A 13,267-nucleotide genomic window follows, 5' to 3' on the forward strand; every position below is an offset into this window, starting at 1 on the left:
TCACCGAGCGGTCGTGATCCAGTAGCGCAGCTTCTCGCCGATCGGCGAGTCGGCCACGCCGCCGTTGCGCTCGATGGTGCGCCGGGAGGCCTCGTTGCCGGCGTCGCAGGTGACGAGCACCTTGTCGAGGCCGAGCGATGCCGCGATCGGCAGCGCGGCGGCCAGCATCGCGGTGGCGTGGCCCTGGCGGCGGGCCGACGGGCGTACGTCATATCCGATATGCCCGTTACGCTGGCCGGTCACGCCCGGAGCGAGCCGCTGCCTGATGTTGAGGCGGCCCAGATATTGGACACCCTCGATCCACCACAACACGGTGGTCGGCACGAAACTGGCCGGGCGGGGCGTCTCCGCGAGAGCCTGCGCGCGCAGCCCCTCGACGAAGTCGTGGAACGCCGCGGGCTGCGACCATGTGGCCGACCACACACGGAGGTCGCTGCCGATGTTGCTGAAGTCGCCCGGCGCGCCCCGGCCCTCCGCCTCGTACTCGGCCATGGCCTCCAGAAAGGACTTGTGGACGTCGGTGACGGGAGCGGCGAGAACGGGCACCCCCACAGACTAGGGCGCATCTGGTGGATCAGGCGGGAGCGAGGCGAGGTCCAGGTCGTGGCTGGCGTCGGCCGCAGGGCGCCCGCATACCGGTGTTGTATGCGGGTGTTCTGCGGCCGCCGTCAGGCGCGGGCTGGGCCACGCCGCAGCCCCGCATGATCCACCAGATGCGCCCTGGGAGGCGGGCCGCCGGTACGGGACCTACCGACGGCCCGCCGGCCGGCACACCGAGAACGGGGGACCCGGCGTTCCGGCAACCTCACGGTACGCCCGAGGAGCCCGAGCGGAAAACTTGCCTGGTGACAAATAGGACAAGACGCGGAGGCGGGCGGAAAAACCGCGAGCGCTCGGGAGATCGAGACAATACCGTGTCAGGCATCACCGCCGACCGGCCCTGATCAGGAGCATCCTGAAACACAGCACATTCTCAGGTGCCTCCACGGACAATTCCCGAGAGGCCCCTAACACCCCGTGAGGTAAAGGACCCATGACCGAACTGTTGACCATGATGGCAACACCGGCGTGGGCGTACCTTGCTCTCTTCGGCTTCCTCGCGGTCGACGCGATGATTCCGGTGGTCCCGATCCAGGCGATCATGATCACATCCGGGGCGCTGACTGTCTACGGAAATCTCAATCTCGCGCTCGTGATCGCCGTCGGCGCGCTCGGCATGTTCGCCGGCGACTCGATCGCCTTCACGCTGGGCCGGTCGAGCGGCGACCTGGGCTCGGGCCGCCTGGCCGCGCTCCGCGCACGGTACGGGCCACAGCACGACGACGGGCCCAAAGAGGAGTCCAAGACCCGCCGCGCGGCCGAGCGGTTCACCCGCGGCCTGCGCCGGCCCGGCCCGCTCGTGCTGCTGCTCTGCCGCTTCGTGCCCGGCGGCCGCATGGCGGCCGGGTTCCACGCCGGCCGCCGGGGCTACCCGATCAAGCTGTTCATCCTCTACGACGGCCTGGCCGCGCTGGCCTGGGGCACGTACGGCGGACTGGTCGGCCACGTCGGCGGCACGGCCCTCACCCAGTCGGCCTGGCGCCTGTTCGCGGTCGCGGCCACGGCCGCCGTCGTCTTCGGCACGGCCGGGTGGATCCTCGCCCTGTTCGGCGGCCGCAAGGACGCGGAGCTGGAGATCGCCGCCGCGGAAAAAGCCGCCGAAAAGGGCAAGGCGGATTTCACTGCAGCTCGTGAAGCATCAGCTGACGCGCCGCTTCCGCGATCGAGCCCGACAGCGACGGGTAGATAGTGATCGTGTGGGCCAGCTGGTCCACCGTCAGGTTGTTCTCCACCGCCATGGTGATCGGCAGGATCAGCTCGCTCGCCTTGGGCGCCACCACCACGCCGCCGACGATCTGACCGGTGGCGGGCCGGCAGAACAGCTTGACGAAGCCGTCGGTCAGGTCGGCCATCTTGGCCCGGGCGTTGCCGCTCAGCGGCAGCATCACCTGACGGGCGGGCACCCGGCCGGCGTCAACGTCGTTCTGGCTGACGCCCACGGTGGCCAGCTCGGGGTCGGTGAAGGCGTTGGCCGCGACGGTGCGCAGGCGCAGCGGGGCCACGGCCTCGCCCATGGCGTGCCAGATCGCGATGCGCCCCTGCATGGCGGCCACACTGGCCAGTGCGAGGACGCCGGTGCAGTCGCCGGCCGCGTAGACACCGGGGACGTTGGTGCGCGAGACCCGGTCGACGGTCACGTAGCCCCCGTCGCCGACCTGAACCCCGTACTCCTCCAGGCCCAGATCGGCCGTGTTGGGGATCGCGCCGACCGCGATGAGCGCGTGCGAGCCTTCGATGACGTTGCCGTCACCGAGGGTGACCTTGACGCCGTCCCCGGTGTTCTCGACCGAGCGGCCGCGGGCCTGGCTGAGAATGGTCATGCCGCGCTCGCGGAAGACCCGCTCGATCGCCATGGCGGCGTCGGCGTCCTCGTGCGGCATGACCCGCTCGCGGCTGGAGACCAGCGTGACCTTGACCCCCATGGCCAGGTAGGCGCTGGCGAACTCGGCGCCGGTCACACCCGAGCCGATGACGATCAGGTGGGACGGCAGCTCGGTGAGGTCGTAGAGCTGGCGCCAGTCGAGGATGCGCTGCCCGTCGGGCTGGGCGGTGGGCAGCACGCGGGGCGTGGCGCCGGTCGCCAACAGCACGGTCGTGGCATCGACGGCGTATTCGGCACCGTCGTGGGGCGTGATCAGCACCTGGTGGGTGTGACCGAGCGTGTCCTCGCCCAGCCGGGCCCGGCCGTGCACCACGTCGACACCGGCCTTGACCAGCTTGGCCTGGATGTCGCCGGACTGGGCCAGCGCCAGCTTCTTGACCCGCTCGTTGACCGCGGCCGCGTCGACCGTGACCCCGTCCAGGCCGGCCGAGCGGATGCCGAACCGCTCGTTGTGCCGATAGCCGGTCATCACCTCGGAGCTGGCGATGAAGGTCTTCGACGGCACACAGTCGGTGAGGACGCAGGCGCCGCCCGGACCGTCCGCCTCGACGAGGGTGACGTCCGCGTCGAGCTGGGCCGCCACCAACGCGGCCTCGTACCCGCCCGGTCCCCCACCGATGATCACGATCCGACTCACGACACTTCCCTCCACGCTGCCAATGTGCCGACACGCACTCCTTGTATTCTCCACCACCGCCCGATCGGGCTATCGTCATCGCCGTGCGTCATTACGCCGCGTATGGCTCGAACCTCGACCCCGCCCGCATGCGGGCCTACTGTCCGCACTCGCCCATGGTGGGCGTGGGGTGGATAGAAGGCTGGCGCCTGACCTTCGCCGGTGAGGGGGAATTAGGCTGGGAGGGCGCGGTCACCACGATCGTCGAGTCCCCCGGCGACCGGGTCTTCGTCTCGCTCTACGACGTCCACCCCTGGGACGCCGCTCAGCTCGACGAGGTCGAGGGGGTGACCGCCGAGGCGTACCAGAAAGTCACCGTGCGTGTCTCGACCCTGGAGGGCGAGTTCAGCGCCTGGGTGTACGTCTTCACGGGTTACGAGGGCGGTCTGCCCACCGCGTGGTATCTCTCCGAGATCGCCAACGCGGCCGAGAAGGCCGGGGCGCCGGACGACTACGTGCAGGAGCTGCGGTCACGGCCCACCGGCACGTCGTCGCCCGAGGCGCCCTAGATAAACTTCTGATAGATGTTGGCCTCGTAGAGCGGCTTCATGCCGACGGCGAGATAGAGCCGCGCCGCCTCGGTCGGGTTGGACAGATCGACGCCCAGCCCCGCCTTGGCATAGCCCTTGCGCGCGTAGACGGCGAAGGCATGGCGCAGCAGCGTCTCTCCAAGACCGCGTTTGCGGTACGCCGAGAGCACGCCCAGCCTCTTCACGAAGCCCTCGTCGTTGTTGTCGCCGCTGTCGGCCGACGACTCCAGCGCGCCCACGACCCGGCCCTCGACCTCGGCCACGAACCACTCGTCGTAGACGTGCACGGGCTCCTCGTCGAGGCCCTTGCGCCAGGCGTCGTAGTCGGCCGTGCGGTGGTCGGAGTCGAGGAACGCCTGCTGGATGACGCTGTGCACGGCCCGCATGTCGGCGTCGTCGTCGGACCGGACCGTGCGGACGGTGACACCCTCGGGCGGCTCGGGCGCCGTGTGCGGCACACCGTCGAGGGACATCTGCATGCGGGCGTTCTGCTTGAGGAACGTGAAGCCGTGGTCGAGCAGCGCCGCGATGTAGGGCTCCTCGGTCGGCACGGCGCCGGCCCGCACCTCGTACGGGCTATGGCCGAACTCGACCGCCCGCTCGGCCGCCCGGGCCAGGATGATCTCCAGCAGCGGCACCATGGCCGGCCGGCCCCGCTCGGGCCAGACGTAGACCTCGACGAAGTCGCGCGCGATGGCGGCCGCGTTCACGGCGAAGGCCCAGCCGAGGATCGTGCCCTCGGGGTCGAGCGCCAGCCAGACGTCGCGCTCCATGTCGGTGTGGGGCTCGGTGAGCGACTCGCGCACCTCCTCGGCGCTGAAGTCGGGGTAGCCGAGGGCGGCGATGTCGCTGGCGTGCACCAGTTCGAGGATCGCGGGCACGTCGTCGAGGGTGGGCCGGCGCAGGCTCCAGCCGTCGGGAAGCTCGGTCATCGGAGCATCCGACCACGAAGCGCCCGGGCGGGGCCATCGAATTACGTCACGGGGCGAGGCGGTGCCGCAGCGACTCCAGCAGGCCGATGAGCTCGACCCGCTCGGCGGTGTCGAGCGACGCGTAGGCCTGCCCGGCCATCGAGTCGGCCGCCGAGTCGGCCCACATGAGCCGGCGCACGATCGGCCCGGCTGGCGGATAGGGCGGCTGCCAGCCGAACGCGACGGCGCCGGTCTCACCCTCGGGCCCGGCGATGATCGCCTGGAGCGGGGTGAGGCCGCTGGCCCGCACGGCCACCAGGTGCACGCCGAGCCGGTGCTCGTGCAGCAGATGCAGCAGGACCGCGGCCTGGGCGCCGGCGACCTGCTCGGGCACCGGCATGGCCCGCCAGGCGGCGAACAGTGGCAGGCCGGCGTAGTCGACGGCGCTCACCACCCGGTGGGTCAGCTCGTGCAGCCGGCCGAGCCGGGGGAAGCCACCGAGCTGTTCGGCGCCCCAGGTGCAGAGCTCATGCAGGTGCCAGGTGGCCACCTCCATGGGGGCGGAGGTCTTGGCGGTCGCCTCCCAGCCGTCGATGACGGCCTCGGGCGCGATGAAGCCGATGGCCGCGGCGACGGTCTCGGGGCGGACGTCGCCGAGCGCGCCGGCGCGCGCCGAGACGTGATAGGCCCAGCCCGAGAGGCCGAGCAGCCGGGCCCGGCGAAGTGTCTGCGGCGACTCGGCAAAGGCGCCCACGATGGTGGCGAGTCCCGTTTTGGCAGTGGCGGCAGCCTGTTCGGGGGTCACCCGCCCGATTCTGCTCTCCTCGGACCGTTCTGGAAAATAATCTTCCCGATCGGGCCCAGGAAATGGTCTTAATCCTCTTAAGGGCGGCGGCGGGGAGGTCGGATGGGGATCAATCCGACTCGTCCCCTTCAAGATCCTCCAAGGCCGCCTGGACGTCGCCGACCTCGCGCCGGGCCGCCGCGGCGGCCCGTTCGGCGTCGCGACGAGCCTGCTTGCGGCGGGCCACCTCGGCCTGCGCTTCGGTACGCCGGCGTTCCAGTTCGGCCAGCTCCGCGTCCAGGTCCTCCACGACGTGACCAGCGTCACGTTCCGCGCCCTCGGCCCGCTCCAACTGCTCGTCGGCCCGATGCTCGGCGGCCTGGGCCGTCTTCAGGCGCCGGCGCAGCTCCCGCGCGCGCTGGTCCCGCTCGCGTTTCCGCTGCTCCTGCTCGCGACGGCGGCGCTCGGCGGCGGCCCGCTCCCGCGCCGAGGTCTGCGGCATCTCGATGACCTCGCCACCGTCACCCCCGCGCCCCTGGCCACCCGAGCGCCCTTCGCCACCCGCGCGGCCCTCGACGTCGTACTCGCCGCCCTCTTCACCCTGCTCGCCGATGTCGGAATTGTCGGGAATGTCGCTGACGAGCCGTAGCCGAGGGCGGGGAACCTCGCCGAAGCCTGCGTAGGAAGCGGCCCGGATCAACCGGCCCGTGCGCACCTGGGCCGCGATCTCCGGCTCGGCCATCGCCGCGGTCAGCGTCGCCTCCACCTCGCCCAGCGGCAGCTTGAGGCCCGGCTCCTCGGCCCGGGCCAGCTTGCCGGCCGCCGAGACCAGCGCCGACACCACCTGCCGGCGCTGCGCGGTCAGCTCGCGCAGCGCGTCGCCGTCCAGGCCACGCTGGGCCTCGCGCAGCGCGGCGGCCAGGTCGGCCAGCTCCTCGACCAGCTCCGGGCGGCGCAGCGCGAGCAGGTTGACCACCCAGGCGGCCACTGTCGGCTTCTTGAGCGCGGCCAGCCGCTTGGCGGTGGCCCTGTCCCCGGCCTTGCGGGCGTCCTCGATCGCGGCCGTCCGGGCCGCGACGAAGCCCTCCGGCGGCGCCTCGTACAGCCGCTGGATCAGCTCGTCGGTGGCGCTGGGCACGTCAGTCGATGACCGTGCCCGGCGCGACGTGGGCCCACGTCGTGCCGGACAGCCTCTCGGAGAGCCCGCCGTAGATCTTCAGGCCGTTCGCGTTGAGCAGGCCGTCGTGCAGCGCGAAGGCCCGTCCGGGCTTGACCGCCCGGATGAAGTCGATCGACTCCATCGCCCGCATCCATGGAGCGTTGATCGGCGCGAACAGCGTGTCCACCGTCGTGTCCTCCGGCACGGTGAACGAGTCACCCGGGTGGTAGAGGTTCGTGCCGGCGTCGGCCACCACGTAGCCCAGGTTCGCGATCCGCGGGATGTCCTGGTGGATCACCGCGTGCCGCCCGCCGTGGGCCGAGACCTGATAGCCGGCGACCTCCAGGCGCTGGCCCGGCTCGACCGGGAAGGTGGCGCCCTCGAACGAAGTCAGCGTCGCGAGCACGTCGGGGTGTGCGTAGACCCGCGGTACCGACGCGATCGTCTCGTGGTCGACGTGATCGGGATGCTCATGGGTGATCAGCACCGCGTCCGCGCCGTCGACCGCCGACCGCTCGCTGAAGTTGCCCGGGTCGATGACGAGAACACCCTCGCCCTCGATGCGCAGGCAGGAATGCCCGAACTTGGTGACGCGCATGGGACCCTCCGTCGCTGCCGATTCGTGACCAGTCTGCCGGAACCGAGAACGTCGTGCCGCAAGTCCTAACCCCACATCTCTAGCGGGGACAGGGAGACACACCATGCGTGCGATCCGTAACCGGAAGACATATCTGGCGGCGAGCGTCCTGATCACCGGCCTGCTGCTCGCCGGGTGCAGCGCCGACGATTCGGGCGACACACAAAGCACCGGCGGCGCCGCCGAGGCGCCGGCCGCGGCACCCAACCAGGCGAAGGACGAGGCCGCTCCGGCTCAGGGCAAGGACACCACCGCGCAGGCACCCGACCTGCGCGTCGAGCAGCGTTCGATCATCTACCGGGGGTCTCTGACCGTACGGGTGAAGGACGTCAACGCCGCGGCCGGGCAGGCCACGGGCATCGCGAACACGGCCGGCGGCTTCGTCGGCGGCGACAACCGGACCAGCGGCTCGGGCGCCGGCAGCGCCACCCTCGAGCTGCGGGTCCCGGCCGACAAGTTCGGCGCGGTCGTCGACCAGCTGGCCAAGCTGGGCGACGAGGAGCAGCGCCAGATCAACACCGAGGACGTCACCGAGGCGGTCGTCGACCTCGACGCGCGGATCGCCGTGCAGCAGGCCCGGGTCGACAGCGGCCGCAAGCTGCTGGGCCAGGCCAAGTCGCTGGACGACCTGGTGATGCTGGAGCGTGAGGTGGCCACCCGCGAGTCCGACCTGGCCTCGCTCCAGGCCAAGAAGCGCAACCTGGCCGACCTGACCGCGCTCTCCACGATCACCGTGACCTATCTCGACCCCGACGCCGACCCGGTGGCCGGGGCCGACGACGACCCGCCGGGTTTCCTGTCCGGGCTCGGCGCCGGGTGGGACGCGCTGCTGGCGTCGCTGAAGGTGCTGCTCACCGTGCTCGGCGCCCTGCTGCCGTGGGTGATCGCCATCGGCCTGCCGGTGTGGGCGGTGTTCTATCTGCTCCGCCGCTTCCGGCGGCCCCGTCCGGCGCCGGCTCTGCCGCCGGCGCCACAGGACTAGAAGGCGCCGGTCGCCAGGGCGGCGAGCGCGGTGTGGGTCATGACCCGGATGCCGTAGCCGATGCAGTTCTCGTCCACGTCGAAGTCGCCCTGGTGCAGGTCGTGCTTCTCGTCCGAGCCGGGGCGGGCGGTGCCGAGCCGGATCATCGCGCCCGGCACGTGGTCGAGGTAGAAGGCGAAGTCCTCGCCGCCCATGCTGATCTCGGCCTCGACCACCCGGTCGGCGCCGAGAGCGGCGCCGGCCGCCCCGGCGATCACGGCCGACGCCATCCGGTCGTTGATCACCGGCGGCACGCCGCGGTGATATCCCACCTCGACCTGGGCTCCGGTCGGCGCGACGACCTCGTGGATCAGCTTGGTGATCAGCTCGGGGGCCTGGCGCCAGGCGTCCCGGTTGAGGATGCGCACCGTGCCGCGGGCCTCGCCGACGCCGGGGATGGCGTTGGGCGCCTCGCCCGCGTGCACCGCGCCCCACACCATGGAGACGCCGGCCCGCGGGTCGATGCGGCGGTCCAGCAGCGACGGCACGTCGATGATGATCCGGCCGAGGGCGTGCACCAGGTCGGCCGTGAGGTGCGGCCGGGCGGTGTGCCCGCCGGGGCCGGTGACCTTGACGTCGATCATGTCGGCGGCCGCCGTGAACGGGCCCGAGCGCACGCCGACCAGGCCGGACGGCAGCTGCGGGTAGCAGTGCAGCGCGTAGATCGCGGCCACGTCCTTGAGGCCGCCCGCGGCGATCACGTGGGGCGCCCCGGACGGCACCGACTCCTCGGCCGGCTGGAAGATCAGCCGCACCCGGCCCGGGAGCTGGCCGCGCTCGTCGAGCTGGGCCAGGGCCAGGCCGAGGCCGAGCATCACGGTGGTGTGCACATCGTGGCCGCAGGCGTGGGCCACGTTGGGCACTGTCGAGCGGTACGGCACGTCCTTGAGGTCCTGCAACGGCAGCGCGTCGAGGTCGGCCCGGAAGGCGATCACCCGGTCGCCCCGGCCGATGTCGCAGATGACGCCGTTGCGGTCGGGCAGCAGCTGCGGCGAGAGGCCGGCCACGGCCAGCTCGCGGGCGACCAGGGCGGCGGTCTCGAACTCGCGATAGGAGGGTTCGGGGTGGGCGTGAATGTGCCGTCGGATCGCTACGAGCTCCGCGCCTCGGGAGGCGAGCCAGCGGTCGAGCTGGCCGGGCAGGGGCTCGGCACCGGGCAACGGCCCGGGCCACTCCGTCTGGGCCCCTTCGGGCTCCGTCAGAGCAGTAGTCACGTCGGCTTCCGTATCGCTAGTCAAGTTTTGTCGGGTTTTCGCGACGCGCGACAGCCTAGACCGTTTTAGGTGACACTGTGCAACGCCTTTCCCGCACACGCCTACAACCGGTTACGCACCGTTGAGGTGACGCGGTTCAACGGCGCGGCCCGGGTCGCGGGCAACTAGCCGTCAGAAGCGCTCGACGGGGTGGTAGACCCCCCACACGCCGCGCAAGGTGTGGCATACCTCGCCCACTGTGGCACGAAGACGCAACGCCTCTTTCATCAACGGTAGGACGTTGTCGTTCCCACCGGCGGCCTTCGCCAAATCCGCCAGGGCTGTCTCGACCGCCACACTGTCGCGATCGGCCCGCAGCGCGGCCAGCCGGGCCACCTGGGCCGCCTCGATCGCCGGGTCGACGCGCAGCGGCTCGTAGCGCTCCTCGGTGTCGGCCGCGAACCGGTTGACGCCGACGACCACGCGCTCGCCGCTGTCGATCTCGTTGGCGATGCGGTAGGCCGAGCTCTCGATCTCCTGTTTCTGGAAGCCCTGCTCGATCGCGTCCACCGCGGAGCCGTACGAGAAGACCCGCTCGATGAGCTCGGTGGCCTGACTCTCCACTTCGTCGGTCAGCGCCTCGATCGCGTAGGAGCCCGCGAACGGGTCGACCGTGCCGGTCAGGCCGCTCTCGTACGCCAGGACCTGCTGGGTGCGCAGGGCGAGCCGGGCCGATTTCTCGGTGGGCAGGGCGATGGCCTCGTCGTAGGCGTTGGTGTGCAACGACTGGGTGCCACCGGCGACCGCGCCGAGCGCCTGGATCGCCACCCGCACGAGGTTGACCTCGGGCTGCTGGGCGGTGAGCTGCACACCGGCGGTCTGCGTGTGGAATCGCAGCATCAGCGATTTCGGATCCTGGGCGCCGAACTCGTCGCGCATGATGCGGGCCCACATGCGGCGGGCGGCCCGGAACTTGGCGATCTCCTCGAGCAGCGTGGTGCGGGCGACGAAGAAGAACGACAGCCGGGGCGCGAAATCGTCGACGGCCAGGCCGGCGGCGAGCGCCGCCCGTACGTACTCCATGCCGTTGGCCAGGGTGAAAGCGATCTCCTGCGCGGGCGACGCGCCGGCCTCGGCCATGTGATAGCCGGAGATCGAGATCGTGTTCCACTTCGGTATCTCTTTACGGCAGTACGCGAAAGTGTCGGCCACCAGGCGCAACGACGGTTTCGGCGGGAAAATGTACGTGCCGCGGGCGATGTACTCCTTGAGGATGTCGTTCTGGATCGTGCCCTGCAGGGCCGTACCGGGAACGCCCTGCTCCTCGGCGACGAGTTGATAAAGCAGCAGCAGCACCGAGCCCGGCGCGTTGATCGTCATCGAGGTGGAGACGCGGTCGAGCGGGATCTCGTGGAACAGCCGCCGCATGTCGTCGATGGAGTCGATGGCCACGCCGACCTTGCCGACCTCGCCGTGCGCGATCGGCTCGTCCGAGTCGTAGCCCATCTGGGTGGGCAGGTCGAACGCCACCGACAGGCCCATGGTGCCGGCGGCCAGCAGCTGGTGGTAGCGCGCGTTGGACTCGGCGGCGGTGCCGAAGCCCGCGTACTGCCGCATGGTCCAGGGGCGCTTGGTGTACATCGTGGGATAGACACCCCGCGTGTACGGAAACTCGCCCGGCTCGCCGATCGGGGCGTCATCAACGTCGCCCGGACGGTAAACCGGCTTGATCTCGAATCCCGACTCCGCGTTCACACCGGTGATCCTAAGGCTTCGTTCAATGCGAACGAGTGAGGACTTTTGCACTCTGCGTCCGGATCTCTCCACCGAATGCGATTTCCCCGTCACCTACCGTCGAGTTCAGGTAAACACGAGCCCCGTGACTTTCAATTCGGGGTACGGAACCGGCAAGATGGCGGGGTTGGTCGACGGCCCCTAGACCCCCTCGGTGGCATCCTCAGTGACTCAGATTCCGACGTGGAGCGGCGGCAACACGGCTCCCACCAGCGGACGCGCAGCCCCGGGCACGCTCATCGGCGGGCGTTACACGCTCCGCGCCGCGGTGGGCCACGGTGGCATGGGCACGGTCTGGCGCGCGGCGGACACGCTGCTGCGCCGTGACGTGGCGATCAAGGAGGTCATCCTCCCGCCCGGCCTGGCCCCCAGCGACCGCGACGCGATGTACGAGCGGACCATGCGCGAGGCGCGCGCGGCCGCGGCCCTTCAGCACCCGGCGGTCGTGCAGGTCTACGACGTCGTGCACGAGAACGGCCGCCCCTGGATCGTGATGGAGCTGCTCGACGCGCGCAGCCTGGCCGACATGGTGATCGAGGACGGGCCGGTCGCGCCCCGCGTCGTCGCCAAGATCGGCATCGCGCTGCTGGGCGCCCTCGAGGTGGCACACGCGCACGGCGTGCTGCACCGCGACGTCAAGCCGGCCAACGTGCTGATCTGCTCCGACGGCCGCTGCGTGCTGACCGACTTCGGCGTCGCCCGCATGCCCACCGACGTGCAGCTGACCACGCCCGGCATGGTGCTCGGCTCGCCGCACTTCATCTCGCCCGAGCGGGCCATGGGCAGCGAGTTCGGCCCGCCGAGCGACCTGTTCTCGCTGGGCGTCACGCTCTACACGGCGGTCGAGGGCCGTCCCCCGTTCGACAAGGGCGACCCGATCGAGACCATGCACGCCGTGGTCGAGGACCCGCCGGCACCGGCCGTGCGGGCCGGATCGCTCACCCCGGTGCTGATGGGCCTGCTCGAGAAGGACCCGTCCCGGCGGATGGACGTGGGCACCGCCCGCACCATGCTGCGCCAGCAGCTGGCCGGCCCGCTGGCCAGCAAGAGCCCGCCGCACATGATGACCGACCCCTACTCGGTCGTCCCCTCGCCGCGCCCGCCGGCCGCTCCGGCCGAGACCCAGCCCATCCCGCCGCAGCCCAGCGGCCAGATCGGCGGCCGGGCCATGCTCTCGCCGAACGACTCGCTCACCGACCACCTGGCCAAGCTCCAGCAGGAGAACGCCGCGGCCGGCCGCCGGGGCGCGCCGGGCGACCTGCCGCCGACCGGCGCCATGATGGCGCCCCCGCCGCGGCCGACCGGCGACACGACCAGCGTGCTGCCGCCCCGCGAGGCCTGGAACGGCGCCCGCGCGGCCCGTGACCCGATGGTCGGCGGCACGGTCGTGCAGAGCCCGGCGGCCAAGCGCAAGGCGATGATCGACAACGCCGTGGGCACGGCCCGGCAGGCCACCGATCGCGCGGTCACCACCGTCAAGGGCTGGCCCCGCCAGAAACAGCTCATCGCCGGCGGCGGCGCCCTTGGTGTCGTACTCCTGCTGGTCCTGGTCTTCTCTTTGACCGGCGGCGGCGACGGCGACAAGACGCCCACGGCGGCCCCGCCGTCCGCTGTCGAAAATGTCGCCCCGACGCTGGCCTCGCAGGCGTACAAGGAGCGCGGCATCAGCGTGCTCGTGCCCGCCGGCTGGACCCGCAAGGCGGCCGGCAGCTGGGTCGACTACGCCGACCCGCAGGACGCGAAGCGCAAGGTCCGCATCCTGATCGAGAAGTCGAAGGGCACGCCGACGTCGTTCCTGGGTGTCGCCGAGAGCAACCTCAAGAAGGGCACGACGTCCTGCACGACGCCGTACGCCCGGGTCGGCCTCACCTCGACCAAGATCGCCGGTCGGGACGGCGCGGTGCTGGAGTACAAGTGCGGCAGCGGCGCCGAGGGCCGGCACGGCCTCTGGGGCGCGGTCATCTCCGGCGGCAAGGCGTACTCGTTCTACCTGACCACGAAAGAATCGCAGTTCGCCGCGAGCAAGCCGATCTTCGATCAGATGATCAAGTCGTACGCCCTGGGCGCCGCCTGACGTTCA

At 71.0% G+C, this 13,267-nt stretch carries 12 protein-coding genes; 4 read left to right on the forward strand and 8 right to left on the reverse strand.

All coding sequences use genetic code 11. The features are described 5' to 3' along the window. Positions 1-546, reverse strand: coding sequence for a GNAT family N-acetyltransferase (locus tag ACQP2X_RS45700; protein ID WP_498692429.1), 546 nt, complete (start codon positions 544-546; stop codon positions 1-3). Positions 547-1,033: 487 nt separating this feature from the next. On the opposite strand from ACQP2X_RS45700, the gene ACQP2X_RS45705 reads away from it, so the two are divergent. Then, positions 1,034-1,789 (forward strand): DedA family protein, encoded by a 756-nt coding sequence (locus ACQP2X_RS45705; RefSeq protein ID WP_498692430.1) that lies wholly within the window; start codon positions 1,034-1,036, stop codon positions 1,787-1,789. Here ACQP2X_RS45705 and ACQP2X_RS45710 read toward each other — a convergent pair. Next, entirely contained in the window at positions 1,719-3,119 is a 1,401-nt protein-coding gene (locus ACQP2X_RS45710; protein ID WP_498692431.1) for an NAD(P)H-quinone dehydrogenase, read from the reverse strand. The genes ACQP2X_RS45705 and ACQP2X_RS45710 overlap by 71 nt on opposite strands. An 83-nt stretch (positions 3,120-3,202) precedes the next feature. Between ACQP2X_RS45710 and ACQP2X_RS45715 the strand changes: the two genes are divergently transcribed. Further along, positions 3,203-3,667 (forward strand): gamma-glutamylcyclotransferase, encoded by a 465-nt coding sequence (locus ACQP2X_RS45715; protein WP_498692432.1) that lies wholly within the window; start codon positions 3,203-3,205, stop codon positions 3,665-3,667. On the opposite strand, the gene ACQP2X_RS45720 is transcribed toward ACQP2X_RS45715, so the two are convergent. From ACQP2X_RS45720 to ACQP2X_RS45735, 4 genes are all read right to left on the reverse strand, one after another. Beyond that, positions 3,664-4,620 carry a GNAT family N-acetyltransferase gene (locus ACQP2X_RS45720; RefSeq protein ID WP_498692433.1) on the reverse strand — a complete coding sequence of 319 codons (957 nt, stop codon included), beginning with the start codon at positions 4,618-4,620 and terminating at the stop codon, positions 3,664-3,666. The two genes, ACQP2X_RS45715 and ACQP2X_RS45720, sit on opposite strands and share 4 nt — an antisense overlap. 46 nt (positions 4,621-4,666) lie before the next feature. Then, positions 4,667-5,404 carry an SCO6745 family protein gene (locus ACQP2X_RS45725; RefSeq protein ID WP_498692434.1) on the reverse strand — a complete coding sequence of 246 codons (738 nt, stop codon included), beginning with the start codon at positions 5,402-5,404 and terminating at the stop codon, positions 4,667-4,669. Between the two features lie 109 nt (positions 5,405-5,513). Then, positions 5,514-6,521, reverse strand: coding sequence for a hypothetical protein (locus tag ACQP2X_RS45730; RefSeq protein ID WP_498692435.1), 1,008 nt, complete (start codon positions 6,519-6,521; stop codon positions 5,514-5,516). Between the two features lies 1 nt (position 6,522). After that, positions 6,523-7,140, reverse strand: coding sequence for an MBL fold metallo-hydrolase (locus ACQP2X_RS45735; protein ID WP_498692436.1), 618 nt, complete (start codon positions 7,138-7,140; stop codon positions 6,523-6,525). Between the two features lie 103 nt (positions 7,141-7,243). Between ACQP2X_RS45735 and ACQP2X_RS45740 the strand changes: the two genes are divergently transcribed. Continuing rightward, positions 7,244-8,161 carry a DUF4349 domain-containing protein gene (locus tag ACQP2X_RS45740; RefSeq protein WP_498692437.1) on the forward strand — a complete coding sequence of 306 codons (918 nt, stop codon included), beginning with the start codon at positions 7,244-7,246 and terminating at the stop codon, positions 8,159-8,161. On the opposite strand, the gene ACQP2X_RS45745 is transcribed toward ACQP2X_RS45740, so the two are convergent. Both ACQP2X_RS45745 and ACQP2X_RS45750 read right to left on the reverse strand, forming a co-directional pair. Then, entirely contained in the window at positions 8,158-9,414 is a 1,257-nt protein-coding gene (locus ACQP2X_RS45745; protein WP_498692438.1) for an amidohydrolase, read from the reverse strand. The two genes, ACQP2X_RS45740 and ACQP2X_RS45745, sit on opposite strands and share 4 nt — an antisense overlap. Positions 9,415-9,585: 171 nt before the next feature. Next, entirely contained in the window at positions 9,586-11,148 is a 1,563-nt protein-coding gene (locus ACQP2X_RS45750) for an acyl-CoA mutase large subunit family protein (RefSeq protein WP_498692439.1), read from the reverse strand. A gap of 205 nt (positions 11,149-11,353) precedes the next feature. Here ACQP2X_RS45750 and ACQP2X_RS45755 point away from each other — a divergent pair, with 205 nt between their 5' ends. After that, entirely contained in the window at positions 11,354-13,261 is a 1,908-nt protein-coding gene (locus ACQP2X_RS45755) for a serine/threonine-protein kinase (protein WP_498692440.1), read from the forward strand. Positions 13,262-13,267: the final 6 nt, after the last annotated feature.

The organism is Actinoplanes sp. CA-131856 (assembly GCF_050956135.1).
Lineage (GTDB): Bacteria > Actinomycetota > Actinomycetes > Mycobacteriales > Micromonosporaceae > Actinoplanes.